Annotated in this window: 22 protein-coding genes; 8 read left to right on the top strand and 14 right to left on the bottom strand. The window is 70.9% G+C overall.

Annotated elements, in window-relative coordinates:
• The first annotated feature begins 22 nt into the window (after nucleotides 1–22).
• The 3 genes from QI554_RS32975 (at nucleotide 23) to QI554_RS32965 (ending at nucleotide 2,108) form a co-directional block, all read left to right on the top strand.
• Nucleotides 23–625 (top strand): hypothetical protein, encoded by a 603-nt coding sequence (locus QI554_RS32975; RefSeq protein ID WP_281475357.1) that lies wholly within the window; start codon nucleotides 23–25, stop codon nucleotides 623–625.
• 204 nt (nucleotides 626–829) lie between these two features.
• Nucleotides 830–1,030: a PspC domain-containing protein gene (locus tag QI554_RS32970; RefSeq protein ID WP_281475355.1), complete on the top strand. Its 201-nt coding sequence runs from the start codon at nucleotides 830–832 to the stop codon at nucleotides 1,028–1,030.
• A gap of 82 nt (nucleotides 1,031–1,112) precedes the next feature.
• On the top strand, nucleotides 1,113–2,108 hold the full coding sequence (locus QI554_RS32965; RefSeq protein ID WP_281475353.1) for a trypsin-like serine peptidase: 996 nt from the start codon (nucleotides 1,113–1,115) through the stop codon (nucleotides 2,106–2,108).
• A gap of 83 nt (nucleotides 2,109–2,191) precedes the next feature.
• On the opposite strand, the gene QI554_RS32960 is transcribed toward QI554_RS32965, so the two are convergent.
• The 3 genes from QI554_RS32960 to QI554_RS32950 form a co-directional block, all read right to left on the bottom strand.
• Nucleotides 2,192–2,506 (bottom strand): hypothetical protein, encoded by a 315-nt coding sequence (locus QI554_RS32960; RefSeq protein WP_281475351.1) that lies wholly within the window; start codon nucleotides 2,504–2,506, stop codon nucleotides 2,192–2,194.
• A 154-nt stretch (nucleotides 2,507–2,660) separates the two neighbouring features.
• Nucleotides 2,661–3,782, bottom strand: a complete 1,122-nt coding sequence (locus QI554_RS32955) for an adenosine deaminase (protein WP_281475350.1) — start codon at nucleotides 3,780–3,782, stop codon at nucleotides 2,661–2,663.
• A 96-nt stretch (nucleotides 3,783–3,878) separates the two neighbouring features.
• Nucleotides 3,879–4,823, bottom strand: coding sequence for a LysR family transcriptional regulator (locus QI554_RS32950; protein ID WP_281475348.1), 945 nt, complete (start codon nucleotides 4,821–4,823; stop codon nucleotides 3,879–3,881).
• Between the two features lie 62 nt (nucleotides 4,824–4,885).
• Here QI554_RS32950 and QI554_RS32945 point away from each other — a divergent pair, with 62 nt between their 5' ends.
• Nucleotides 4,886–6,208, top strand: coding sequence for an MFS transporter (locus QI554_RS32945; protein WP_281475346.1), 1,323 nt, complete (start codon nucleotides 4,886–4,888; stop codon nucleotides 6,206–6,208).
• Here the strand turns inward: QI554_RS32945 and QI554_RS32940 are convergent.
• From QI554_RS32940 to QI554_RS32890, 11 genes are all read right to left on the bottom strand, one after another.
• Nucleotides 6,150–6,920, bottom strand: coding sequence for a hypothetical protein (locus QI554_RS32940; protein ID WP_281475344.1), 771 nt, complete (start codon nucleotides 6,918–6,920; stop codon nucleotides 6,150–6,152). The genes QI554_RS32945 and QI554_RS32940 overlap by 59 nt on opposite strands.
• Nucleotides 6,921–7,117: 197 nt before the next feature.
• Nucleotides 7,118–8,404 carry a thymidine phosphorylase gene (locus QI554_RS32935; protein WP_281475342.1) on the bottom strand — a complete coding sequence of 429 codons (1,287 nt, stop codon included), beginning with the start codon at nucleotides 8,402–8,404 and terminating at the stop codon, nucleotides 7,118–7,120.
• A gap of 86 nt (nucleotides 8,405–8,490) precedes the next feature.
• Complete coding sequence (locus QI554_RS32930; RefSeq protein ID WP_281475341.1) at nucleotides 8,491–8,901, bottom strand: cytidine deaminase; 411 nt, start codon at nucleotides 8,899–8,901, stop codon at nucleotides 8,491–8,493.
• A gap of 4 nt (nucleotides 8,902–8,905) precedes the next feature.
• The gene (locus QI554_RS32925; RefSeq protein WP_281475339.1) at nucleotides 8,906–10,279 is read right to left on the bottom strand and encodes an ABC transporter permease; all 1,374 of its coding nucleotides are present in this window, start codon (nucleotides 10,277–10,279) and stop codon (nucleotides 8,906–8,908) included.
• A complete protein-coding gene (locus QI554_RS32920; RefSeq protein WP_281475338.1) occupies nucleotides 10,276–11,577 on the bottom strand; it encodes an ABC transporter permease in 1,302 nt (433 codons plus the stop codon). Before QI554_RS32920 ends, QI554_RS32925 begins: the two co-directional genes overlap by 4 nt.
• A complete protein-coding gene (locus tag QI554_RS32915) occupies nucleotides 11,574–13,190 on the bottom strand; it encodes an ABC transporter ATP-binding protein (RefSeq protein ID WP_281475337.1) in 1,617 nt (538 codons plus the stop codon). Before QI554_RS32915 ends, QI554_RS32920 begins: the two co-directional genes overlap by 4 nt.
• Nucleotides 13,191–13,359: 169 nt before the next feature.
• Nucleotides 13,360–14,466, bottom strand: coding sequence for a BMP family lipoprotein (locus tag QI554_RS32910; RefSeq protein ID WP_281475335.1), 1,107 nt, complete (start codon nucleotides 14,464–14,466; stop codon nucleotides 13,360–13,362).
• A 347-nt stretch (nucleotides 14,467–14,813) separates the two neighbouring features.
• Complete coding sequence (locus QI554_RS32905; RefSeq protein WP_425528090.1) at nucleotides 14,814–16,031, bottom strand: amidohydrolase; 1,218 nt, start codon at nucleotides 16,029–16,031, stop codon at nucleotides 14,814–14,816.
• 219 nt (nucleotides 16,032–16,250) lie between these two features.
• Nucleotides 16,251–17,249, bottom strand: coding sequence for a methylmalonyl Co-A mutase-associated GTPase MeaB (meaB, locus tag QI554_RS32900; RefSeq protein ID WP_281475333.1), 999 nt, complete (start codon nucleotides 17,247–17,249; stop codon nucleotides 16,251–16,253).
• Between the two features lies 1 nt (nucleotide 17,250).
• Nucleotides 17,251–19,476: a methylmalonyl-CoA mutase gene (gene scpA / locus QI554_RS32895; protein ID WP_281475331.1), complete on the bottom strand. Its 2,226-nt coding sequence runs from the start codon at nucleotides 19,474–19,476 to the stop codon at nucleotides 17,251–17,253.
• A complete protein-coding gene (locus QI554_RS32890; protein WP_281475329.1) occupies nucleotides 19,473–21,368 on the bottom strand; it encodes a methylmalonyl-CoA mutase family protein in 1,896 nt (631 codons plus the stop codon). The genes scpA and QI554_RS32890 overlap by 4 nt, the downstream gene beginning before the upstream one ends.
• 326 nt (nucleotides 21,369–21,694) lie before the next feature.
• Here QI554_RS32890 and sdhC point away from each other — a divergent pair, with 326 nt between their 5' ends.
• Genes sdhC through QI554_RS32870 form a run of 4 tightly spaced genes read left to right on the top strand, consistent with a single transcriptional unit; the run spans nucleotide 21,695 to nucleotide 25,131 of the window.
• Nucleotides 21,695–22,075: a succinate dehydrogenase, cytochrome b556 subunit gene (sdhC, locus tag QI554_RS32885; RefSeq protein ID WP_281475327.1), complete on the top strand. Its 381-nt coding sequence runs from the start codon at nucleotides 21,695–21,697 to the stop codon at nucleotides 22,073–22,075.
• A 5-nt stretch (nucleotides 22,076–22,080) separates the two neighbouring features.
• Nucleotides 22,081–22,527: a succinate dehydrogenase hydrophobic membrane anchor subunit gene (locus tag QI554_RS32880; protein ID WP_281475486.1), complete on the top strand. Its 447-nt coding sequence runs from the start codon at nucleotides 22,081–22,083 to the stop codon at nucleotides 22,525–22,527.
• A gap of 58 nt (nucleotides 22,528–22,585) precedes the next feature.
• A complete protein-coding gene (gene sdhA / locus QI554_RS32875; protein WP_281475326.1) occupies nucleotides 22,586–24,343 on the top strand; it encodes a succinate dehydrogenase flavoprotein subunit in 1,758 nt (585 codons plus the stop codon).
• Nucleotides 24,343–25,131, top strand: a complete 789-nt coding sequence (locus tag QI554_RS32870; RefSeq protein ID WP_281475325.1) for a succinate dehydrogenase iron-sulfur subunit — start codon at nucleotides 24,343–24,345, stop codon at nucleotides 25,129–25,131. Before sdhA ends, QI554_RS32870 begins: the two co-directional genes overlap by 1 nt.
• Nucleotides 25,132–25,286: the final 155 nt, after the last annotated feature.

Below are 25,286 nucleotides of genomic sequence, written 5' to 3'. Positions count from 1 at the left end.
GCGGCGTACCGGGAGGCGGCACGTGACGCGCGCGCTGCTGCTGGCCGTCAGCACGGCCGCGCTGGTGGCCGGCTGCGGGATCCGCGCGACCGAGGGCCCGGTGAACGCGGGCGAGCCCGCGAAGCGTCCGTCGCCGCAGGGCACGACGCCGAGCGGGGTCGTCGGCCGGCACCAGATCTACCTGGTGCGCGACGGTCGGCCGCAGCCGGTGCTGCGCGGCGACCCCGTCGACATCCAGATCCCGCAGCCGGGTTCGACGAAGGTCCCGGTGCCGGACGATCCGCAGCGCATGTCGCAGATCGACCGGCTGCTCCGCGAGCTGGTGAAGGGCCCGAGCGCCGACGAGCGCGCGCAGGGCTGGACGACCGCGCTGCCGTCCGGCGGGGTGGGTCCGGCCGAGCCGCAGCCGGGTGATCCGGCGGACCTGGTGCGCCTGGACGTCGAACCGTCGTCGCTCAGCCCGCTCGGACTGGGGCAGGTCGTGTGCACGCTCCAGCACGCCTCGCATGCTGAAGTGGTGCCACTCGCCGGGCGGTTGGGCCTGGGCAAGCCGATGCGCTGCGGGGACTTCCTGGCCGGGCCGGTGCCCGGCGTCGGGAAGTCCCCGATGCCGCCTACCCGTTGACGATGCGACGGACGGGCTCCGGGGAGGGTTCCGGGGCTCGCCCCTGAGGCCACCCTGAGGCGTCCCCTACGTCTCGGGGAGGAGGCCCCTGAGGCTCCGCGCATCAGGGTCGGGCGGTCCTCGCGGACGATTTCGCGGCCGTCACGCCGACATACCTTCGAGGTGTCGGTGCGAACGGCGCACCGCGCGAAGGAGGAGCCACTCATGTCCACGGCAATGCGCGGCGGTGCGTTGGTCCGACCCCGGTACGGCCGGATGATCGCGGGCGTGTGCGCCGCGCTGGCCCACCGGTTCGGCTGGAGCCCGAAGACCGTGCGTATCGCGTTCGTCCTGTCGTGCCTGCTGCCGGGCCCGCAGTTCCTGCTGTACGTCGCGATGTGGATCATCATCCCGAAGGAGCGCTGACCCCGCGCCGAACGGGCGGCGGTGCGGTACGCCTATCATCCGAACAGGGGTCGGACGGGGTGTACGCGAGGGGGGAGGCCCGGTGGGGCCGACGCACCAGAAGAACCGGATCATCACGCTGTCGGTGATCGGCGGCGTGGTGATGACACTGCTGGGGCTGTTCGTCAGCGGCACGCTCGCCATCGAGGCCGGCAAGGCCAAGGCGATGTCCGAAAAGCGGTACTCCGACCAGGAGATCCAGGACAACAACCGGTTCTGGGACGACGAGGGCAAGGTCGGCGGCGCCAAGCCCGTCGGCCCGCAGATGACCCCGGACCAGCAGCAGGCGCCGAACTACCAGCCGCCGCGCACGCAGCAGGCCAAGCTGGTGGACGGCCCGTACAAGGACCCGGACAAGGCGATACGCGGGAAGATCGTGTTCGAGGTGCCGGGGGGCATCGGCGAGTGCAGCGGCACGGTGGTGCACAGCGCGTCCGGCAACATGGTGTGGACGGCGGCGCACTGCCTGCACGGCGGCAAGGGCGGCGACTTCTACGGCAACGTGACGTTCATCCCGGGCTACGACGGCACCGCCCAGAGCCGCAAGGACCGTGAGCCGTACGGCCGTTGGCCGGCCAAGCGGGTGCAGGTCAGCGACCAGTGGGTGAAGGACGCCGACCCGGAGCGGGACAGCATCGCCTCGCCGTTCGACTTCGGCGCGTTCGTCGTGCAGCCGCCGAGCGGCAGGTCGCTCGAGGCGACGCTGGGGACGAGCGCCGAGATCCTGTGGAACGCGCCGCGGCACCTGGACGTCGAGTCGTACGGCTACCCGGGCGAGGACCCCTTCGACGGCAAGACCATGTACACGTGCGCGTCGCCGACCAGCGACTTCCGCAACTCCGGCTGGCCCAAGCCGGACATGCTGTGGATGGGCTGCACGATGACCGGCGGCTCCAGCGGCGGCGGCTGGTTCGCCGAGGTGCAGGGCAAGCGCTACCTCGTCAGCAACGTCTCGCTGGGCATATCGATGACCACGGCCAAGACGATGACCGGGCCCTATCTCGGCGACGTGGCGCAGGAGTTGTACAGACGCTTCTGACCCGCGGCCGGGCCGCGCCCATGAGGGAAGGGCACGGCCCGGCGTGCGGATCCGCATCCGCGGTGGGCGGATCGCCGGGTGACTCAGAGCGCGGGCACTCCGGGCACGGCCGGCAGAGCGGGCAGGGAGCCCACCGGGAGAACCCCCTTGGCCTGCTGGGTCGCCGACTCCAGGCCGCTGGCGACCTGGTTGGTCGGCAGCTTGTCGGCGACCTGGTTGAGCGAGAACGGGCCGACGGTTCCGGCGTTCTCCTGGGCCACCTTGGGGACGCCGGGGGCCTGCGGGTTGAGCACACCGGCGTTCCCACCGGTCACGGCCATCGCCGGACCCGCAGCCGCGGCCACAATCGCCGCACCGAGTCCGGCCGTAACGGCCGCCTTACGCGTTACCGATCGCATGAGCATCCTCAGGTTCCGGGGCGCGGCACTGCCACGCCACGTGACGACATGACCACGAAAGGTAGCGAACGCGGGACGGCGAGCGCAAAACGCGACGGGCCCGGCCGCCTCCAGCAGGGAGTCGGCCGGGCCCGTGCGCGTGCCGGGCGGCGGTTCAGCCGCGCGCGAAGAGCCACTCCGAACGCAGCGCGCCGTAGCCCGGCTTGATGACCTCGTTGATCATCGCGAGGCGCTCGTCGAACGGCAGGAACGCGGACTTCATCGCGTTCACGGTGAACCACTGAAGGTCGTCGAGGTCGTAGTCGAACGCCTCGACCAGGTGCTCGAACTCGCGGGTCATCGACGTCCCGCTCATCAGCCGGTTGTCGGTGTTGACGGTGACGCGGAAGTAGAGCCGGCGCAGCAGGCCGATCGGGTGCTCGCCGTACGAGTCGGCGGCGCCGGTCTGCAGGTTGGAGGTGGGGCACATCTCCAGCGGGATGCGCTTGTCGCGCACGTACGCCGCCAGGCGGCCGAGTTCGACGCTGCCGTCGTCCTTGACCGTGATGTCGTCGATGATGCGCACGCCGTGGCCGAGCCGGTCGGCGCCGCACCACTGCACGGCCTCCCAGATGGACGGCAGGCCGAACGCCTCGCCGGCGTGGATGGTGAAGTGGAAGTTCTCGCGCTGCAGGTACTCGAACGCGTCCAGGTGCCGGGTGGGCGGGTGCCCGGCCTCGGCGCCCGCGATGTCGAAGCCGACGACGCCGTGGTCGCGGTAGCGGTTGGCGAGTTCGGCGATCTCCAGCGAGCGGGCGGCGTGCCGCATCGCGGTGAGCAGGGCGCCGACCTTGATGCGGTGCCCCGCGGCGGCGGCGTTGTGCTCACCGAGGCGGAAGCCCTCGTTGACCGCCTCGACGACCTGGTCGAGCGTGAGACCGCGTTCGAGGTGCTGCTCGGGGGCGTAGCGGATCTCGGCGTAGACGACGCCGTCGGCGGCGAGGTCCTCGGCGCACTCGGCGGCGACCCGGACGAGCGCCTCGCGGGTCTGCATGACGGCGCAGGTGTGCGAGAACGTCTCGAGGTAGCGCACGAGCGAACCGGAGTCGGCGGCCTCGCGAAACCACACGCCGAGGGCCTCGGGGTCGGTGGTGGGCAGGCTCTTGTAGCCCACCTCGGCGGCCAGGTCGACGATGGTGGCCGGACGCAGGCCGCCGTCGAGGTGGTCGTGGAGGAGGACCTTCGGGGCTCGGCGGATGTGCTCGGCCGAGGGGGCAGCTGCGGTGTGGCTAGGCATGCACAGACTTTAGTACCTACGCGCGTAGAAACGCGCCCGGAACCGGGGTATGGCGCACAGGTTTCACCGAATCGTCGCTTTGCGGCACAGCACGGGTCACTCCGCGAGCAGCCGCCCCGTGCGCCCCAGCACGAAGTCCCGGAACAGCCGGACCGGCGCGGTCTGCGGCCGGTCCGCGGGCCAGGACAGTGCGAGGGTGCGGTACGCGCGCGGCTCGGTCACCTCCAGATGCACCGTGCCGGCCCTGCCCCCCTCGTCGGGCGCGGGCAGCAGCGCGACGCCGAGCCCCGCGGCGACCAGGCCGCGCAACGTGTCGGCCTCCTCGCCCTCGAACGCCACCTGCGGCACGAAGCCCGCCTCGGCGCACAGCGCGTCGGTGATGCGGCGCAGACCGTAGCCCGGCCCCATGCACACGAACGGCTCGCCGGCCGCCTCCGCGAGCCGGACCCGCCGCCGCCCGGCCAGCCGGTGGTCGGCCGGGACGACCAGGTACAGCCGCTGTTCGTCGAGCGCGTGCACCGCCAGGTTCGGGTCGTCGGGCAGCGGCGACGTGATGCACAGGTCCAGGTCGCCGGCGCGCATCCGCACGAGCATCGTCGGCCCCGCGTCCTGGACGAGCGCGAACCGGATGCCGGGGTGGTCGGCGCGGAAGTCGCGCAGCAGCCCGGGCACCGCCTCGCCGCCCATGGTGTGCAGGAACCCGAACGCGACCTTGCCGCGCGTCGCGCTCACCTCCCCCTGGATCTCGGCGCACGCCTCCTCCAGGCGGTCGAGCAGCGGCTCGACGGCGGCCAGCAGCGTGCGCCCCTGCCGGGTCAACCGCACGCCCCGCCCGGTGCGCACCAGGAGCGGCACGCCGAGCTCGCGTTCGAGGCGCGCGACGGTGCGGCTGAGGGTCGGCTGCGGGATGTCCAGCGCCTCCGCGGCCCGCGTGACGTGCTCGGCGCGCGCGACCGCGGCGAACTGCACGAGTCTCGGTGCGAGAACGCCGACACCGTTCTCCGGCTCCGCATCCCGGGACGACCTGCTCTCATACGTCATGGCATCAATCATCGCCGCTTCATGCATTGGACGCATGACAGGTTCGGTTCTACGTTCGACGCATGCCCTCGTCAGAGCCTGCCCAAGGCCGCGGCGCACCGAAAGCCGCCTCCGAAGCCGAGACCGCCTCCCCCGCCACACCGGTGCGCCACGCACACGGCTCGTCCGGATACCGCCGGGTCAACCTCGCGCTGTTCCTCGCCGGATGCGCCACGTTCGCGATGCTCTACACGACGCAGACGCTCCTCCCCCAGCTGTCCGACCGGTTCGGTCTGACGCCGGCTCAAGCCAGCGTCTCGGTGTCGGTCACCACCGGCGCGCTCGCGCTCGCGGTCATCCCGGTGAGCATGCTGTCCGAGCGCTGGGGGCGCGTGCGGGTCATGACGGTGTCGGTGTTCGCGGCCGCGCTGCTGGGCGTGCTGGCGGCGTTCGCACCGGACTTCGGGACGCTGGTCGCGCTGCGCACCCTCCAGGGGGTGGCGCTGGCCGGGCTGCCCGCGACCGCGATGGCGTACCTGGCCGAGGAGATCGAGGCCCCGGCACTGCCTGCCGCGATGGGCCTGTACGTGGCCGGAAACAGCATCGGCGGCATGGGCGGCCGACTCGTCACGGGCTTCGCGGCCGACCTCGGCGGCTGGCGCGTCGCGCTGTTCGCGGTCGGGCTGCTGGCACTGTCGGCGGCGGTCGCGTTCCGGGTCCTGGTGCCGCGGTCGCGCAACTTCCGCCCCGGCGGCCTGTCGTCGCGCGCGATGACGGCGACGCTGCGCGGGCACCTGGCCGATCCGACGCTGCGCCGCCTGTACCTGCTCGGCATGCTGTTCATGGCCGCGTTCGGCACGGTCTACAACTACCTGGGCTACCGGCTGCTCGCGCCGCCGTTCGGCCTGCCGGAGGCGGTGGTCGGCGCGATCTTCGTGATCTACCTGGCCGGCACGTTCAGTTCGGCGGCCGCGGGGCGGCTGGTGGGACGCTTCGGGCACCGCACGACGCTGTGGGCCGCCGTCGCGGTCACGGCGGCCGGCGCGCTGCTGACGCTCCCCGACCACCTGGTGCCGGTCGTCCTGGGCCTGGTCGTCCTCACCGCGGGCTTCTTCGCCGGCCACGCCACCGCGAGCTCGGCGGTCGGCCTCCGCGCGAAGTCCGGCCGCGCCCAGGCCTCGGCGCTCTACATCGCCGCCTACTACCTGGGCAGCAGCCTGGGCGGCCCGGTCGGCGGCGTGGCCTTCCACCGCGTGGGCTGGGCCGGGGCGGTGCTGTTCGTGCTCGCGGTCTGCGCCGCGGCGGCCGTGGCCGCCACGGCGATCCGGAGCACGGGCTCGCCGCGGGCTACTTCGCGGCGCGCATCTTGGCGACCTGCGCGTTCACCGTCTTCTCGTCCGGTGTGAGGGACATGTACGGCTTGGCGCGGTTCTTGTCGGCGAAGACGGCGAGCATGTCGCCGACCCGCACGAACTCGTACATGGTCGAGAGGTTCTGACTTCCCGAAGTCCCCTTCAGTTCGAGGGCGAAGGTCTCGTCGGCCTGGCCCTCGGCGGTGACCCACATGGGCTGCAGGTGCACGGTGGCGCCGGCCTGCGTCGCGGGGAAGTTGCCGCAGTCCCCGTTGCCCGCCTTCAACTCGGCGATGACCTTCGCCGCGTCGCCGGGCGCGTACGCGGCGAGCAGGATCGTTCGTACGTCGGACTCGTCGCCGTTGTTGATGTAGCGGATGCTGGTGCTGGCCTTCGCCCGGCCCTGGTCGACGAAGCCCGAGAACGCCTGGATGATCTTGTCGCAGGCCGGGTTCGCGGCCTTGGGCGCGGGGTCCATGACCGGGTACGGGATGACCTTGCTGGTGGCCGGGAAGTCGGCCTTGCCGAGGATGACCTTCTCGAGCTGCTCCTTGGTGTACGACCCTCCGGAGCCGCCCGCGGGCTTGCTCGCGGGGGCGGACGCCGAAGCGCCGCCCCCGGTCGAGTTGAAGGGCGTGGCCGTCGGGAGCGGGACCGAGCTCGTGGTGCCGACGGTGTCCGTCGCGGGCGCGGCGGAGGTCGGGCTCGTGTCGGTCTTCTTGTCGTCGCCGTTGCACGCGGAGGCGAGCAGTAGCACGGAGGTCACCGCGGCGACCGGGACGAGCGCGCGACGAAAACGAAACGATGAGGACATTGGGGACGCACCTCATGGAACGTTCGGCGCAGCCCCGATCAGCTCCGAGGCCTGCGCCATCGGATCAGGACGTCCCGAGTATGTCGGCTCGTGATCGCTGCCACTGAAAGACGTACGCCAAATCCCGGTACAGATATGGTCGTTCGCTGTTAGGAAGTCGGGCCAATCCGGTCGATCACGATCGGCGTCGCCTCGAACTTCGTGTCCGCCGAAGCGATGTCGAACGATCCCTCGACCGACTCGAGCGCGTACGCGAACCGCTCGGGCGTGTCCGTGTGCAGCGTCATCAGCGGCTGCCCCGCGACGACCTGGTCGCCCGGCTTGGCATGCAGTTCGACGCCCGCGCCGGCCTGGACCTCCTCCTCCTTGCGCGCGCGGCCCGCGCCCAGGCGCCACGCCGCGACGCCGACGTCGTACGCGTCGAGGCGGGTCAGCACACCGGACTCCGGCGCCGTGACGACGTGCTGGTCGAGGGCGACCGGCAGCGGCGCGTCGGGGTCGCCGCCCTGCGCCGTGATCATGCGCCGCCACGCGTCCATCGCCGAGCCGTCGCGCAGCGCGTCGGCCGGGTCCTTGTCGGCGACGCCCGCCGCGGCGAGCATCTCGCGCGCGAGCGCGAGCGTCAGCTCGACCACGTCGGCCGGGCCGCCGCCGGCCAACACCTCCACGGACTCCCGGACTTCGAGCGCGTTGCCGGCGGTCAGGCCGAGCGGCGTGGACATGTCGGTGAGCAGCGCGACCGTCTTCACCCCGTGGTCGACGCCCAACCGCACCATGGTGCGGGCCAGTTCGCGCGCGTCGGCGAGGTCCTTCATGAACGCGCCGGTGCCGACCTTCACGTCCAGCACCAGCGCGCCGGTGCCCTCGGCGATCTTCTTGCTCATGATCGAGCTGGCGATCAGCGGGATGGCCTCGACGGTGCCGGTCACGTCGCGCAGCGCGTAGAGCTTCTTGTCGGCGGGCGCGAGCCCGTCGCCGGCCGCGCAGATGACCGCGCCGACCGACTCGAGGACGGCGAGCATCTCGTCGTTCGACAGCTGCGCGCGCCAGCCGGGGATCGACTCCAGCTTGTCGAGCGTGCCGCCGGTGTGGCCGAGGCCGCGTCCGGACAGCTGCGGCACCGCGACGCCGCACGCCGCGACGAGCGGCGCGAGCGGCAGCGTGATCTTGTCGCCGACGCCGCCCGTGGAGTGCTTGTCGGCGGTCGGGCGGGACAGCGCCGAGAAGTCCATGCGCTCGCCCGACGCGATCATCGCGTCCGTCCAGCGGTTGATCTCCGCCGCCGTCATGCCGTTGAGCAGGATCGCCATCGCCAGCGCGGACATCTGTTCGTCCGCGACGTCGCCCCGCGTGTACGCGTCGACCACCCAGTCGATCTGACCGTTGGTCAGCTCGCCGCGGTCGCGCTTCGTACGGATGACGGAGATGACGTCCATGCTCTACGTGCTCCTTGCTCTCGTCTGCTCTGCTCGGTGCCGTTCGGTTCGGCGCGGGTTCGTCGGACGCCCGGTGGGCGCCGCCGTCAGCCCAGGTTGTGCGGACCGAACGCGTCCGGCAGCAGCTCGCTCAGCGGGCGTATGCCGCGCGCGGTGTCCACCAGCAGGTCCGGTCCGCCGTGCTCCCACAGCAGTTGGCGGCAGCGCCCGCACGGCATCAGCACCGCGCCGTCGCCGTCGCAGCAGGTGAACGCGACCAGGCGGCCGCCCCCACCCGCGTGCAGCGCGCCCACCAGGCTGCACTCGGCGCACAGCGTCACGCCGTAGGACGCGTTCTCCACGTTGCAGCCCACCACGGTGCGGCCGTCGTCGACCAGGGCGGCGGCGCCGACCGGGAAGTTCGAGTACGGCGCGTACGCGTGGGTCATCGCCTCCCGCGCGGCACCGCGCAGCACCGCCCAGTCGACCCGGTCGGCCGTCACAGCTGTCGCAGCCATCCGGTCAGCCCTTCGTGTAGGGCTTGTTGGCCGCCGCCGGCGGGCTCACCTTGCCCACCAGGCCGGCCACCGCGAACACGGTCACGACGTACGGGATCATGTTGAGGAACTCGGCCGGGATCGCCGTGTGCAGCGGCTGCAGCGACGTCGCCAGCGCCTTCGAGAAGCCGAACAGCAGGGCCGCGGCGACCGCGCCGAACGGCCGCCAGCGGCCGAAGATGACCGCGGCGAGCGCGATGTAGCCCGCACCCGACGCCATGTCCTTGCTGAACGTGCCGACCGTGCCGATGGTCAGGAACGCGCCGCCGACGCCCGCGATGCAGCCCGCGAGGCCGACGTTGATGTAGCGCGTCCGGTTGACCTTGATGCCGACGGTGTCCGCGGCGGTCGGGTGCTCGCCGACCGCGCGGGCGCGCAGGCCCCAGCGCGTGTAGAAGAGGCCGAGGTGCGTGGCGATCACCAGCGCGTACATCAGGTACACGATGACGTTCACGTCGAACAGCACCGGGCCGATGACCGGGATGTCGCCGAGGCCCGGGATCTTGTGGTTCTCGAAGACGCCCGGGTTGTTGTACCGGTCGCTGTGCGGCTGCAGCAGCTGCGTGTACAGGAAGCCCGTGATGCCGGACACCAGCAGGTTGATGACGACACCGAGGACGACCTGCTCGACCAGGTAGCGCACCGCGAACACGGCGAGCAGCAGGCCGACGAGGCCGCCCGCGGCCGCGCCGGCGAACAGGCCCGCGGTCAGCGAGCCGGTGACCGAGGCGGTCAGCGCCGCGGCGAACGCGCCGAACAGGAACTGGCCTTCGATCGCGATGTTGACCACGCCGGAGCGCTCGCCGATGACGCCCGCGAGCGCGCCCAGGATGAGCGGCGTGGCGGCGAGCATCGTGTTCTGCAGCGCGCCCGCGAAGGACATCTGCTTGCCCGCGACCGCCCAGCACAGGAACGCCACCACGAAGGCGACGACGAACAGGGCGACGCTCAGCCGCCGGGCCAGCCGGGACTTGTCCAGCACGATGCGGAGCACGCCCGCGACCATGCACAGGACGGACATCGCGATGGCCGTGCCGCGCGCCGCGACGTGCAGCGGCGAGACCTCGGAGCCGCGGTTGTTGGCGACGTTCATGCCGAACACCGCGTCCACACCGGACTCCGTGCCCAGGCCGAACGCCCACAGCGCGTAGAGGCCGATCACGATGAAGCCGATGCCGGTCACCAGGGCGCGGCGCAGCGCGGCGCGCTCCAGCGCCTTCGCCGCCGCGCCGGTCGCCGCCTGCGGCGCCTCGGGCTCGGGCGCGATGACCGTGCTCACGTGTGCACCGCCTTCCTGGTCCGGGTTCTCCGCGGGTTCGGGCCGTCGTTCGTCCGTCATGACTCGCCCCCCACGCCCCCGGTCTCCGTGGCGACCAGCGCGCCCTCGCCGCCGCTGTGCGCGCCCTTGAGCCGGAAGATCGTGCGGACCAGCGGCGGGGCCGCGACCATGAGCACGATCACCGCCTGGACGACGATCACGATGTCGATGGAGACACCCGCCGACGCCTGCATGCGCGAACCGCCCGCCTGCAGCGCGCCGAACAGCAGCGACGCGAACAGCACGCCGACCGGGGAGGTCCGGCCGAGCAGCGCGACGGTGATCGCGGTGAAGCCGAGGCCCGCGTCGATCGCGGTGGTCAGGCTGTGCGCCGGGTTGTACGGGCCCATCACCTGCGAGACGCCGATCAGTCCGGCCATACCGCCGGACAGCGCCATCGCCACGACCTGGGCGCGCGGCACGCTCATGCCCGCGGTGCGCGCAGCCTCCGGGTTGGACCCGACGGCGCGCAGCTCGAAGCCCATGGCCGAGCGGTTGAGGATCCACCAGTACAGCACCAGCGCGGCCAGCGCGAGGATGATGCCGAGGTTGATCCGCAGCTCGTCGCCGAACAGCCGCGGCAGCGTGGCGTTCGAGTGCGCCGACTTGCCGATCAGCTGCTGCGTGCCGGGACGCTGGAAGGCGTCCGTGGTGAGCAGCCACGACAGGAAGTACAGCGCGATGTAGTTGAGCATGATCGTGATGATCACCTCGTGGGCGCCGAAGCGGCCCTTGAGGACGCCGGCGATGGCGGCGTAGAAGGCGCCGCCGAGGATGCCCGCGAGGATCACCAGGATCAGGTGGATGCCGACCGGCAGGTCGAACTGGAAGCCCATCCACGACGCGAGGATCGCGCCCGCGATGATCTGGCCCTGCGCGCCGATGTTGAACAGGCCGGCGCGGAAGGCGATCGAGATCGCGATGCCGCCGAAGATCAGCGGGGTGGCCTGCGAGATCGTCTCGGAGATCGGGCCGAGAATGAAGGGCGCGTAGTTGCTGTCGAACGTCGACGGGTCGACGATCGAGCCCTCGAACAGCGCGACGTAGGCGTTCTTGACGAGGGTCCACGACGCGGAGAGCGAGTCGCCCGGGTCCGCGAAGAAGTACTTGTACTTGTCCAGGACCTCCTGGTCGGACAGGACCATCAGGATCCCGCCGACGACCAGGCCCAGCACGATCGCGAGGAACGTCACCACGACGGAGTTGCCGGTGACGATCGCGTCGACGATCTGCTTGCCCATGGAGGGCTGCTTGCGGTCGCCGCCGTCGGGCTTCGCCGGGGTGGCGGGCGTCTCGGGAGCGGGGGTCTCGTCGCTCATGCCTGTCCCTCCTCCCCGTCGTTCGTGCTGTCGGTCGTGTCGGTGCTGTCCGTGGTCCCGTCCGCCTCGGCGTCCGGCTTGCCCGCCGCGGCGGCCAGCAGCGCCGGGTCGTCGACGCCGGCCATCAGCAGGCCGAGCTGCTCGCGGCTCGCGGTCGGCGGGACGATGCCCACGATGCGGCCGCGGTACATGACGGCGATGCGGTCGGCGAGCGCGACGACCTCGTCCAGCTCGGTGGACACGATGATCACCGGGGTGCCGAGGTCGCGCTCCGCGACGATGCGCTGGTGGATGAACTCCATGGCGCCGACGTCGACGCCGCGGGTCGGCTGCGACGCGATGAACAGCCGCAGCGGGCGGGACATCTCGCGGGCGACGACGACCTTCTGCTGGTTGCCGCCGGACAGCGTGCCGGCCGGGGAGTCGATGGACTGTGTGCGGATGTCGAACTCGCGGACCCGCTTGTACGCGTTCTCGCGCACCGACTTGGGGTTGATCGCGACACCGCCGCCGAACGGCGGTCGGGTCACCAGGTCCAGGACCAGGTTCTCGGCCACCGTGAACTCGCCGACGATGCCGTCGTGCTGGCGGTCCTCGGGGACGAACCCGACGCCCATCTCCAGCGTCTTGCGCGGGCTGAGCGTGCTGAGGTCGCGGCCGTCCAGGGTGATCTTGCCCGCGGCCGGCCTGCGCAGCCCGAGGATCGCCTCGGTCAGCTCGGTCTGGCCGTTGCCCTGCACGCCGGCGATGCCGAGGATCTCGCCCTCGCGCAGCTCCAGGTCGACCCCGTCGACGTGGACGTTGCCGAGGTCGTCGACCACGGTGACCTTGTCCATCGTGAAGCGGACGTCGCCGGGCCGCGCGGGCTCCTTGTGCACCACCAGGTCGACCGGGCGGCCGACCATGAGCGAGGCGAGCTCGGTCTCGGACGCCGAGGGCTCGGCGGTGCCGACGACCTTGCCGCGCCGGATGACGGTGATCCGGTCGGCGACCGCCTTGACCTCTTTGAGCTTGTGGGTGATGAACACGATCGAGTGGCCCGACGCGCGCAGCGCCCGCATGACCCGGAAGAGCTCCTGGGTCTCCTGCGGGGTGAGCACCGCGGTGGGCTCGTCGAGGATCAGCACCTTGGCGTCGCGGACCAGCGCCTTGAGGATCTCCACGCGCTGCTGGAGGCCGACCGGCAGGTCCTCGACCATGACGTCCGGGTCGACCGCGAGGCCGTACTCGGCGACCAGGTCGAGCACCTTCTTGCGGGCCCGGCGGCGGTCCAGCCAGCCGAGCGCCTTGGTCTCCTCCTCGCCGAGCATGACGTTCTCGGCCACGGTGAACACCGGGACCAGCATGAAGTGCTGGTGCACCATGCCGATTCCGGCGTCGATGGCGTCGCCCGCGGTGCGGAAGGTCCGCGGCTGCCCGTCGACGACGATCTCGCCCGAGGTCGGCTCGTACAAGCCGTACAGGACGTTCATCAGCGTCGACTTGCCCGCGCCGTTCTCACCGAGGAGGCAATGGATCTCTCCGGGTTCGACGGTCAGATCGATGTGGTCGTTCGCCACCAGCGATCCGAACCGTTTCGTGATCCCGCGCAGCTCCAGCTTCAGCGCGGTCACCTCCTCAGCGGCGCGACGCCCCGGGGGACGGGACGCGCGGATGGTCGAAAGTCGGGGCCGGCCGGGCTGGGCCCGGCCAGGAGCCGGCCGGCACCCCGCGCAGGGGTGCCGGACAGCGGCGCGGCCGGACGCCGCGGACCACCGGGGTCCGCCACGTCCGGCCGGTGGGTCAGCTCTTCGGCTGGGCCGGCGAGGTGATCTGGATCTTGCCGCTGATGATGTCCTGCTTCAGCTGGTTGATCTCGTTCTTCGTCTCGGCCGAGACCTTGCTGTCGAAGTCGTGGTACGGCGCCAGGCCCGTGCCGTTGTTCTGGAGCGTGCCCAGGTACGGCGTGGTGCTGTACTTGCCCTCGCTGGTCTCCTTCACCGACTGGAACACCGAGTCGGAGATCGCCTTGGTGACGGTGGAGAGCATCACGCTCTTGTAGTTCGACGCGCTCTCGTAGCCGTCGACGTCGACCCAGAGGATGCTGGCCTTGCCGTTGCTCTTCGACGCGGCCGAGGCGGCGCCGAGGCCGGTCTGGCCGGCGACCGGGTGGATGACGTCCGCGCCCTGGGCGATGAAGTCGTTGGCGATGCGCTCACCGTCGGCGGGCGAGTCGAACTTCTCGGCCATCGAGCCGTCCTGCTTGGCCTCGTCCCAGCCGAGGACCTGGACGTTCTTGCCCTTCTGCTGGTTGTAGTACTTGACGCCCTCGACGAAGCCGTCCATGTAGATGGTCACCGGCGGGATCTTCTTGCCGCCGAAGGTGGCGACCTTGCCGGTCTGGGTCTGCGCGGCGGCGAGGTAGCCGCCGAGGAACCCGCCCTGGGCCGTGTTGTACTGCAGGCCCTTGATGTTGTCGCCGACGCTCGTCGAGTCGACGATGACGTACTTCTGGTTCGGGTTGGCCTTCGCCGCCTGCGTCGTCGCGTCCGCCATCAGACCGCCGACCGCCACGATGACGGTGCAGTTCTCCTTGGCGAGGCTGTCCAGGTTCGGCACGTAGTCGTTCTCCGACTTCGAGGTCACGTACTTGACCTCGGCGCCCAGCTGCTTCTGCGCCTGCTGCAGGCCGTTCCAGGCCGAGGCGTTGAAGGAGCGGTCGTCGATGCCGCCGGTGTCGGTGACCATGCACGCCTTGACCTTGGCGGCGGTGCCGCCACCCCCGCCGGCCCCCTGCGACGCGCTCGGGGTGCTCTTGCTTTCGTCCTTCGGCTTGCTACCGCAGGCGGTGGCGGTCAGGGCGAGAGCCCCGGTGACCGCGACCACGGCGACCTTGGATACCCGGCGCACGGGGTGTCTCCTTCCGATGCGCGCCAACGTGGCGCGAAATCAGCGAATCTGGCGGTACGACGTTCTGTGGCGACGTGCTGACCTATGGCTCTCAACGCGGGTAGAATCCAGCGTGTACGCGCGTAGACAGCGAATCGCCGCTGAGCATACATACAAAATCAATATCTCTGACATACAGGTCGGATCACCACTTGGACACGATCTGCTGAGCCGACCGGGTGGCCCTTGATCGCACCGTAGGGGACGTCTCACCGCTCCACGGTTTCCCACTGTTGCGCTCATGTAAAAGCAAGGCCCCGCACCAGACGGTGCGGGGCCTCATTCGTGTCCAGGTCGTTATCGGAAGGCTACCGATGCGGTCGCAGGGCGAGCCCGGCGAACAGCCGCACGCCGATGCCGATCGCCGCCTCGTCGACGTCGAAGCGACCCTGGTGCAGGTCGTACACCGGCTCGCCGACCGGGCGGACGCCGAGCCGGGTCAACTGCCCGGGGACGTCCTCGAGGTACCACGAAAAGTCCTCGCCGCCCAGACTCTGTTCGGTCGTCTCCACGTTCGCCGCGCCGAGCATGCCGGCGGCGACGGCACGGGCCGCGGCGACCGCGTCGGCGTCGTTGACCACCGGGGGGACGCCGCGGTGGTGCTCCAGCTCCCACTTGGCGCCGTACGTCGAAGCGATCGCGTCGACCAGCTCCTGCAACAGGTCGGGGGCCTGCCGCCACGCCTCGATGTCCAGGCAGCGCAGCGTGCCGTCGAGTTCGCCGCGCTGCGGGATGACGTTCGGCGCCGAGCCCGCGGCGATCCGGCCCCACACGATGCTGACGCCCGAGCGCGGGTCGATCCGCCGGGCGAGCGCGGCCGGCAGTTCGGCGGCCATCTTGGCCAGCGCGGTCACCAGGTCGGTGGACTGGTGCGGGCGCGCGGTGTGCCCGCCCGGGCCGCCCAGCGTGATGATGAGGCGGTCGCACGCCGAGGTGATCGCGCCGACCCGCAGCGCGACCCGGCCGACCTCGACCTTCGGGTCGCAGTGCACGGCGTGGATCTCCTCCACGCCGTCGAGCCCGCCGGCCTTGATGACGTCGAGCGCGCCGCCGGGCAGCTTCTCCTCGGCCGGCTGGAAGACGAACCGCACCGGGCGCCGCAGCAGGCCCTGCTCGGCGAGGTCGGCGAGCACGAGCGCGGCGCCCAGGGTGACGGTCGTGTGCACGTCGTGCCCGCAGGCGTGCGCGCGGCCCGGGACGGTCGAGCGGTAGGACACGTCCTTCACGTCGTCGACCGGCAGCGCGTCGATGTCGCCGCGGAACGCGATCATGCCGCGCCCGTCGCCCGTGCCGCGCGCCGGAAGAAGGTCGCACACCAGTCCCGTGCCCGGGAGCAGACGGGGCGTCAGACCGGCCTTGGCCAGCCGGTCGCGGATGAGCCCGGTGGTGCGGAACTCCTCCCGCCCCAGCTCCGGGTGCATGTGGAGGTCGCGGCGGATCTCCACGAGTTCGTCGGCGTAGGCGGCGACGCGGGCGGCGATGGCCGAGGCCACGCCTGCAGGACCTTCGGGCTGGGGTGCGCTCACCCCTGCAAGGGTACGTTGCAAGCCACCCTGGGACGTGGTAGAGAGCGAATTACCCCCGTTCGGGTGAGAAAAAGTGCCCTCCGTGGCGCATGCTCCAGGGCCGGTGGGGGTATGCCACTACGTCCACTTGGCTGACGTGTTGTCAGGGCTTGTGGTGATCACCGGTCGTCGCTTGTCAGGACTTGTCACGCCGTCACGCGCCGCGCCGCGGCGCGGCTTTCACGCCTCGCCGTCGCCCCGGAACGCCTCGAGGATCCGCACGGCCGCGAGCGTAGCGGTGATCTCGCCGTCGCGTACCTGCCTTTCGAGCTCCGGAGCGAGCGCCTTGACCGCCGGGTTGTGGTGCAGGTCGGCGAGCAGCGCGTCGTGCACCGCGGACCACGTCCAGTCCACCTGCTGGCGGCGCCGCAGCTCGGCGAGCCGGCCGGTCGACTCCAGCGTCTGACGGTGCTTCAGAACGGTGTCCCACAACTCGTCCAGGCCCTCGCCGCTGAGCCCCGAACAGGTCAGCACCGGCGTGTACCAGGGTTCACCCGGACGGCGCATCAGGCGCAGCGCGCCCTGCAGTTCGCGGGCGGCCGCGCGGGCCGCCGCGGCGAACTCGCCGTCGGCCTTGTTGACCGCGACGATGTCGGCCATCTCCAGGACGCCCTTCTTGATGCCCTGGAGCTGGTCGCCGGTGCGCGCGAGGGTCAGGAAGAGGAAGCAGTCGACCATGTTGGCGACGGTCACCTCGGACTGCCCGACGCCGACCGTCTCGACGAGCACGACGTCGTAGCCGGCCGCCTCCATCAGCACGATCGACTCACGGGTCGCGCGCGCGACGCCGCCGAGCGTTCCGGCGGTCGGCGACGGGCGCACGAACGCCGCGGGGTCGACCGCGAGCTTCCCCATCCGGGTCTTGTCGCCCAGGATGCTGCCGCCCGTACGGGTCGAGGACGGGTCCACCGCGAGCACCGCGACCCGGTGCCCGGCGGCGGTCAGCCTGCTGCCCATCGCCTCGATGAACGTCGACTTGCCCACGCCGGGCACCCCGGTGATGCCCACCCGGTGCGCGCCGCCCGCGTGCGGGAGCAGCTTGACCAGCAGCTCCTGCGCGAGGTCGCGGTGGTCGGCGCGGGTGGACTCCACGAGGGTGACGGCGCGGGCCAGGACGGTGCGGTTGCCGGCCAGCACGCCTTCCGCGTACTGGCCGACATCGATCACACGACGTGCCACGTCACTCAGCAATCTCCGCGGACGGCTGGTGCCCGAGCTGCTCGGAAAGCCGGCGCAGCAGGTCGACCGCGGCGTCCGAGATGACCGTGCCCGGGGGGAACACCGCGGCGGCGCCCATGTCGAGCAGCGGCTGGACGTCCGCGGGCGGGATGACGCCGCCCACGACGATCATCACGTCCTCCGCGTCGAGCTTGGCCAGCTCGTCGCGGAGTGCCGGGACCAGGGTGAGGTGCCCGGCCGCCAGGGAGTTCACGCCGACCACGTGGACGTCGGCCTCGACGGCCTGCCGCGCGACCTCCTCCGGCGTCTGGAACAGCGCGCCCACGTCGACGTCGAAGCCGAGGTCGGCGAACGCGGTCGCCACCACCTTCTGGCCGCGGTCGTGGCCGTCCTGGCCCATCTTCGCGACGAGGATGCGCGGGCGCCGGCCCTCGGCCTCCTCGAACGCCTCGACCAGTTCGCGCGCCTTCTCGACGTTGCCCGCGGCACCCACCTCCTCGCGGTACACGCCGGTGAGCGTGCGGATCGTGGCCTGGTGCCGACCGTACGCCTTCTCGAGCGCGTCGGAGATCTCCCCGACCGTCGCCATCGCGCGCGCCGCGTCGACGGCGAGCTTGAGCAGGTTGTGCTCCAGGTCGTTCGGGCGCTCGCCGGCCAGGTCGGCCTCGGCGGCCCCGGACAGCGCCGCGAGCGCGCGCTCGACCTCGGCGGAGTCCCGCTCGGCGCGCAGCCGTTCGAGCTTGGCGATCTGGTCGGCGCGCACCTGCGCGTTGTCGACCTTGAGGACGTCGATCGGCTGGTCGTTCTCGACCAGGTACTTGTTGACGCCGATCAGCGGCTGGCGGCCCGAGTCGATGCGGGCCTGCGTGCGGGCCGCGGCCTCCTCGATGCGCAGCTTGGGGATGCCGGCGTCGATCGCGGCGGCCATGCCGCCGGCCTTCTCGATCTCGGCGAGGTGCTCGCGGGCGCGCATCGCCAGGTCGTAGGTGAGGCGTTCGACGTACGCGCTGCCGCCCCACGGGTCGATCACGTTGCAGGTGCCCGACTCCTGCTGCAGCAGCAGCTGCGTGTTGCGCGCGATGCGCGCGGAGAAGTCGGTCGGCAGCGCGAGCGCCTCGTCGAGCGCGTTGGTGTGCAGCGACTGCGTGTGGCCCTGCGTGGACGCCATCGCCTCGACGCAGGTGCGCACCACGTTGTTGAAGACGTCCTGCGCGGTCAGCGACCAGCCGGAGGTCTGCGAGTGGGTGCGCAGCGACAGCGACTTGGGGTTCTTCGCGCCGACGGACTGCACGAGGTCCGCCCAGATGAGGCGGGCCGCGCGCATCTTGGCGATCTCCATGAAGAAGTTCATGCCGATCGCCCAGAAGAAGGACAGGCGCGGGGCGAACGCGTCGACGTCCATGCCCGCTTCCATGCCGGCCTTGAGGTACTCCAAGCCGTCCGCGAGCGTGTACGCCAGCTCCAGGTCGGCCGTCGCTCCGGCCTCCTGGATGTGGTAGCCCGAGATGGAGATCGAGTTGAACTTCGGCATCTTCTGCGAGGTGTACGCGAAGATGTCGGAGATGATCCGCATCGAGGGCTTGGGCGGGTAGATGTAGGTGTTCCGGACCATGAACTCCTTGAGGATGTCGTTCTGGATCGTCCCCGCGAGCTGCTCCGGCTTCACCCCCTGCTCCTCCGCCGCGACGATGTAGAGCGCGAGGATCGGCAGCACCGCGCCGTTCATCGTCATCGACACCGACATCTGGTCGAGCGGGATGCCGTCGAACAGCTGGCGCATGTCGTAGATCGAGTCGATCGCGACGCCGGCCATGCCGACGTCGCCGGACACGCGCGGGTGGTCGGAGTCGTAGCCGCGGTGCGTCGCCAGGTCGAAGGCGATCGACAGGCCCTTCTGGCCGGCCGCGAGGTTGCGGCGGTAGAAGGCGTTGGACGCCGCGGCGGTGGAGAAGCCCGCGTACTGGCGGATCGTCCACGGCTGGTTGACGTACATCGTCGGGTACGGGCCGCGCAGGTACGGCGTGATGCCCGGGTAGGTGGCCAGGAAGTCCAGGCCGTCCTTGTCCGCGTCGGTGTACAGCGCCTTGACCGGGATGTTCTCCGGCGTGTCGCGGGTCAGCGCGGCGGCGTCCTTGCCGGTGGCCTCGGCGACGGCGGCGACCCACGCCTCGGCGTCGGCGGCCTCGGGCGTGCCGAGGGCGACGCCCGTGAAGTCAGGGATGCTCATCGTTCGGCTCCGATGATCGCGTAGGTGCGGCTCAGCACGTCGAGTGCGTCGCAGCCGGCGAACAGATACCCGTCGGCTCCAGTGTCCGCCCACTTCTTCGCCGCGCCGGCGAGCCACACGTATTCGGCGCCCGCGGCCTTGAGCGCGGCAGCCGCCGGTGCGGCGAGGTCGGCGTAGAGCTTGTCGGACGACGCGAGGACGGCGACCTTCGGCCGGCCCGCGGCCTCGTACGCCGCGAGCACGTCGTCGGCCGTCGCGGTGGCGCCGGCCTCGACCGCGTCGACGCCGCCGGCCGCGAACAGGTTGCGGCTGAACTGGGCGCGCGCGGTGTGCTGGGCGACCGGGCCGAGGGTGGCCAGGAAGACCGTGGGGCGGGCGCCGGTGGCGGCGAGGCCGGCGTCCGAGCGGTCGCGCAGGTCCTCGTACGCCTCGGCGTAGCGCACCCGCGGCAGTCCGCCGCCGGGCACCGCGGGGGCGGCCTCGCGGACCACGGGCTCCTCGGTGAGGTTCGGGAACTCGCTGACGCCGGTCAGCGGGTCCTTGCGGGTGGCGAGCGCCTTGTCCCGCGCGGCCCGGACCTCGGCGACGCGGTCGGCGATCCAGCCCGAGTCGAGCGCGGCGGTGATCCCGCCCTGGCGCTCGATGTCCTGGAAGAACGCCCACGCGGTGTGCGCGAGGTCGTCGGTGAGCTTCTCCACGAACCAGGAGCCGCCGGCCGGGTCGATGACCTGGGCGAGGTGCGACTCCTCCAGGAGCAGCGACTGCGTGTTGCGGGCGATGCGGCGGGCGAACGCGTCGGGCAGGCCCAGCGCGGTGTCGAACGGGCGCACGGTGACCGCGTCGGCGCCGCCGACACCGGCCGCGAACGCCGCGACGGTGGTGCGGAGCATGTTGACCCACGGGTCGCGGCGGGTGGCCATCGACCACGACGTGATCGCGTGCTGCTTCTGCGCCCCGCTCGCGGCGCCGGAGGCCTGCGCGACGCGGGCCCACAGGCGGCGCGCGGCGCGCAGCTTGGCGATGGTGAGGAACTGGTCGCCGGTGGCGGCGAAGCGGAACTCGACCAGGCCGAGCGCGGTGTCGACGTCCAGCCCGGCGTCTGTGAGGGCGCGCAGGTAGGCGACACCGGCGGCGGTGGCCGCGCCGAGCTCCTGGCCCTCCGAGGCGCCGGCCTCGTGGTACGGCTGGCCGTCGGCGACGACCGCGCGCAGGTTCGGGAACTCGGCGTGGGCGCGCACCGCGAGGTCGGCGGCGGCGGCGAGGTCCGCACCGGCTTCGGGGGCGCGTCCGGTGCGCGCGTGGGCGGTGACCGGGTCGGCGCCGAGGTTGCCCCGGACCTCGGAGGCCGGGACGCCGCGGTCGCGGAAGACCGCGAGGAGCGCTTCGGCGGCCGGGCCGAAGTCGGTGCCCGGGTCGAGCACGACCGGCGCGAGGTCGAGCAGCACGCCGGCCAGCACGCGCGGCAGTTCGGCGGGGTCGAGGGACTCCCCGCCGGTCCGCAGGAAGACCGACGCGACGCCGTTCTCCAGGTCGGCGAGCACGGCCTCGGCGGTGCGCGCCGGGTCGGGGTCGTCGTGCAGCTGCCGGACGTCCCAGCCGTCGAGCGTCGCGCCGGTGGCACGGGCGCCGCGTACATAAGAGGGGAGTCCGGGGACGCCGGGCTCGGGCGAGGCGTCGTCGGCGGTGTAGAGCGGCGCCAGCGTGATGCCGTCGTAGGTGGTGGTCGCGAGCAGATCCTCAGGGCGGTCCGGTGCGTCGTCCTCACCGATCACCCTCGACTTGCGGAGCACGCCGGCCACCAGACCCTGCCACTGTTCACGCGTGGGCTGCGGGAACTGCGAAGCAAAGGTGGAACCGGTAGACGTGCCGCCGTCGACAGTAGCCTCCGTCATGCTCCGCATCGTAGGGACAGCGCTCCGCGAGCGATACACGGCCTCGGTGTGAGATCAGTCGCGAATACCCTTGACCCGGCCAAGTTTTTCGCCGGTGCCGGGCGCGCCGCGAATTCGTGACGGAGCGTCACGGGCGGCCGCCCGCACGCCATACGTCACCCGTTTGGTTCCCCTCAGGCGTGCGGAATCGATCACATCGCGTGCCCCCGGGCAGGAGGCGGGTGCATCCATGGCTAACATGGCCGGGGCCGGAGGAAGGGTCCCGGCCGGGCCGACCGACGGCTTGCCGGCCGAGCCCCGTCTACCGCATCCGGAGGGTAGTTTCCGTGCCGGCTGGAACGCTCTACCGCGGCCGGGAAGGCATGTGGTCCTGGGTGGCTCATCGAGTCACCGGCGTCCTCATCTTCTTCTTCCTGTTCGCCCATGTCCTCGACACCGCGCTCGTCCGCGTGTCGCCCGAGGCCTACGACCAGACGATCGACATCTACAAGAACCCGGTCGTCAACATCATGGAGTACGGCCTCGTCGGGGCCATCCTCTTCCACGCCCTCAACGGTCTCCGCATCATCGCGGTCGACTTCTGGGAGAAGGGCCCCCGCTACCAGAAGCAGATGTTCTGGGCTGTGTGCGGCACGTGGGTCGTGCTGATGCTCGGCAGCTTCTACTGGGTCCTTGAGCACACGCTCCGTCAGATCTTCGGGAGCTGATGACGATGTCGTCCACGATCGAGAACGCCCCGAAGATCTACGGCGGCGGGCCGTCCATCGAGGCGCCCCGCTCCAAGCGCTCGCCGCGCTCCACCAAGACCAACTTCGAGCTGTACAGCTGGCTCTTCATGCGGCTGAGCGGCATCCTCCTGGTCGTCCTGGTGCTCGGCCACCTGATCATCCAGCTGGTCATCGACGGCGGTGTGTCCCGCATCGGCTTCGCGTTCGTCGCGGGCCGCTGGGCGTCGCCGTTCTGGCAGACCTGGGACCTGATCATGCTGTGGCTCGCCGAGCTGCACGGCGTCAACGGCCTGCGCACGATCATCAACGACTACGCGGAGCGCGACCAGAGCCGGTTCTGGCTCAAGACGCTGCTCTACGCGTCGGCCCTGATCGTGCTCTTCACGGGCACCCTGGTGATCTTCACCTTCGACCCGAACATCGGCCAGTAGTCGGCGCGCGACGCGGTCGCTGACGCGGTCGCTGCGGTTAAGAGGACACGAACAGGTCATGCAGATCCACAAGTACGACACGGTCATCGTCGGTGCCGGCGGCGCCGGCATGCGCGCCGCCCTCGAGGCGAGCAAGAACAGCCGCACCGCTGTTCTCACGAAGCTCTACCCGACCCGCTCCCACACCGGCGCCGCCCAGGGCGGCATGTGCGCCGCCCTCGCGAACGTCGAGGAGGACAACTGGGAGTGGCACACCTTCGACACGGTCAAGGGCGGTGACTACCTCACCGACCAGGACGCCGCCGAGATCATGTGCAAGGAGGCGATCGACGCCGTCCTCGACCTGGAGAAGATGGGCCTGCCCTTCTCCCGCACCCCCGAGGGCCGCATCGACCAGCGCCGCTTCGGCGGCCACACGCGCGACCACGGCAAGGCCGCCGTGCGCCGGTCCTGCTACGCGGCGGACCGCACCGGCCACATGATCCTCCAGACGCTGTTCCAGAACTGCGTCAAGCAGAACGTCGAGTTCTACAACGAGTTCTACGTCCTCGACCTGCTGCTGGTCGACGACGAGAACGGCAACAAGACCACCTCCGGCGTCGTCGCGTACGAGCTCGCGAGCGGCGAGGTGCACGTCTTCCAGGCGAAGGCCGTCATCTTCGCCACCGGCGGCTTCGGCAAGGTCTTCAAGACCACCTCCAACGCGCACACCCTCACCGGCGACGGCATGGGCATCGCGTGGCGCCGCGGACTGCCGCTGGAGGACATGGAGTTCTACCAGTTCCACCCGACCGGCCTCGCGGGCCTCGGCATCCTCCTCACCGAGGGCGCCCGCGGCGAGGGCGGCATCCTGCGCAACGCCGACGGCGAGCGCTTCATGGAGCGCTACGCCCCCACCATCAAGGACCTCGCGCCGCGCGACATCGTCGCCCGCTCGATGGTGCTCGAGGTGCTGGAAGGCCGCGGCGCGGGCCCCAACAAGGACTACGTCTACCTCGACCTGACCCACCTCCCGGCGGAGCAGATCGAGGAGAAGCTGCCGGACATCACCGAGTTCGCGCGCACCTACCTGGGCGTCGAGCCGACCACCGAGCTCGTCCCGGTGTACCCGACCGCGCACTACGCGATGGGCGGCATCCCGACCAACGTCGAGGCCGAGGTCCTGGCCGACAACACGACCGTGGTCCCCGGCCTGTACGCCGCGGGCGAGGTCGCGTGCGTGTCCGTGCACGGCTCCAACCGCCTGGGCACCAACTCGCTGCTCGACATCAACGTGTTCGGCCGCCGTGCGGGCATCGCCGCCGCCAAGTACGCCGCCACCGCCGAGTTCGTCGAGCTCCCGGAGAACCCGGCCGGCGGCGTCGTCGAGCTCCTCGAGCGCCTGCGCAACAGCGACGGCACCGAGCGGGTCGCGCAGATCCGCGCCGAGATGCAGGAGACGATGGACGCCAACGCCGGCGTCTACCGCACCGAGGAGACCCTCAAGCAGGCCCTCGCGGACATCAAGGCGCTGCAGAAGCGCTACAAGAACGTCTCCGTCCAGGACAAGGGCAAGCGGTTCAACACCGACCTGCTCGAAGCCGTCGAGCTGGGCTTCCTGCTCGACCTCGCCGAGGTCCTGGTCGTCGGCGCCGCCAACCGCAAGGAGTCGCGCGGCGGCCACGCGCGCGAGGACTTCCAGGCGCGCGACGACGTCAACTACATGAAGCACACGATGGCGTACCGCGAGGTCGACGCGGACGGCGACCACACGATCCGGCTGGACTGGAAGCCGGTCGTCGTCACCCGCTACCAGCCGATGGAGCGTAAGTACTGATGACTGCCGTTATCGAAGAAACCCCCTCGGCGCCCGCCGCGAAGCCCGCGCGCGACCACACCCCGGTCGTGATCACCCTGCGCATCCGCCGCTACCTCCCCGACCTGGTCGGCCCGAACGGCGAGCCGGCCGTCCCGTTCTGGCAGGACTTCCAGGTCGAGGCGGACCCGACCGAGCGCATCCTCACCGCGATGCACAAGATCAAGGGCGAGCAGGACGGCTCCCTGACGTTCCGCCGCTCGTGCGCGCACGGCATCTGCGGCTCGGACGCCATGCGCATCAACGGCCGCAACCGGCTCGCCTGCAAGACGCTGGTCAAGGACCTCGACGTCACCAAGCCCATCACGATCGAAGCGATCAAGGGCCTGGAGGTCGAGAAGGACCTCGTCGTCGACATGGACCCGTTCTTCCAGTCCTTCAAGGACGTGATGCCCTTCCTCATCACGTCCGGCAACGAGCCGACGCGCGAGCGCCTGCAGTCGCCGGAGGACCGCGAGCGGTTCGACGACACCACCAAGTGCATCCTGTGCGCCTGCTGCACGACGTCCTGCCCGGTCTTCTGGACCGACGGCCAGTACTTCGGCCCGGCCGCCATCGTCAACGCCCACCGCTTCATCTTCGACTCCCGCGACGAGGGCGCCGAGCAGCGGCTGGAGATCCTGAACGAAAAGGAAGGCGTGTGGCGCTGCCGCACCACCTTCAACTGCACCGACGCCTGCCCCCGCGGCATCGAGGTCACCAAGGCCATCCAGGAAGTCAAGCGCGCCCTGATCTTCCGCCGCGTCTGACCCAAAGCACCACCCCACCAAAGGGGGCCCGCACCAACCGTGCGGGCCCCCTTCGGCGTTCCCACCCAAACCCGACGAGCAACAGACCCGACGAGAGATAGAGAGGAGAGAGATAGAGAGGAGAGAGATAGAGAGGAGAGAGATAGAGAGGAGAG

Source organism: Yinghuangia seranimata (assembly GCF_029953285.1).
GTDB classification, from domain to species: Bacteria; Actinomycetota; Actinomycetes; order Streptomycetales; family Streptomycetaceae; genus Yinghuangia; species Yinghuangia seranimata.
The sequence above is the reverse complement of the archived record's forward strand: the minus strand, read 5'-3'. Positions and strand labels throughout refer to the sequence as shown.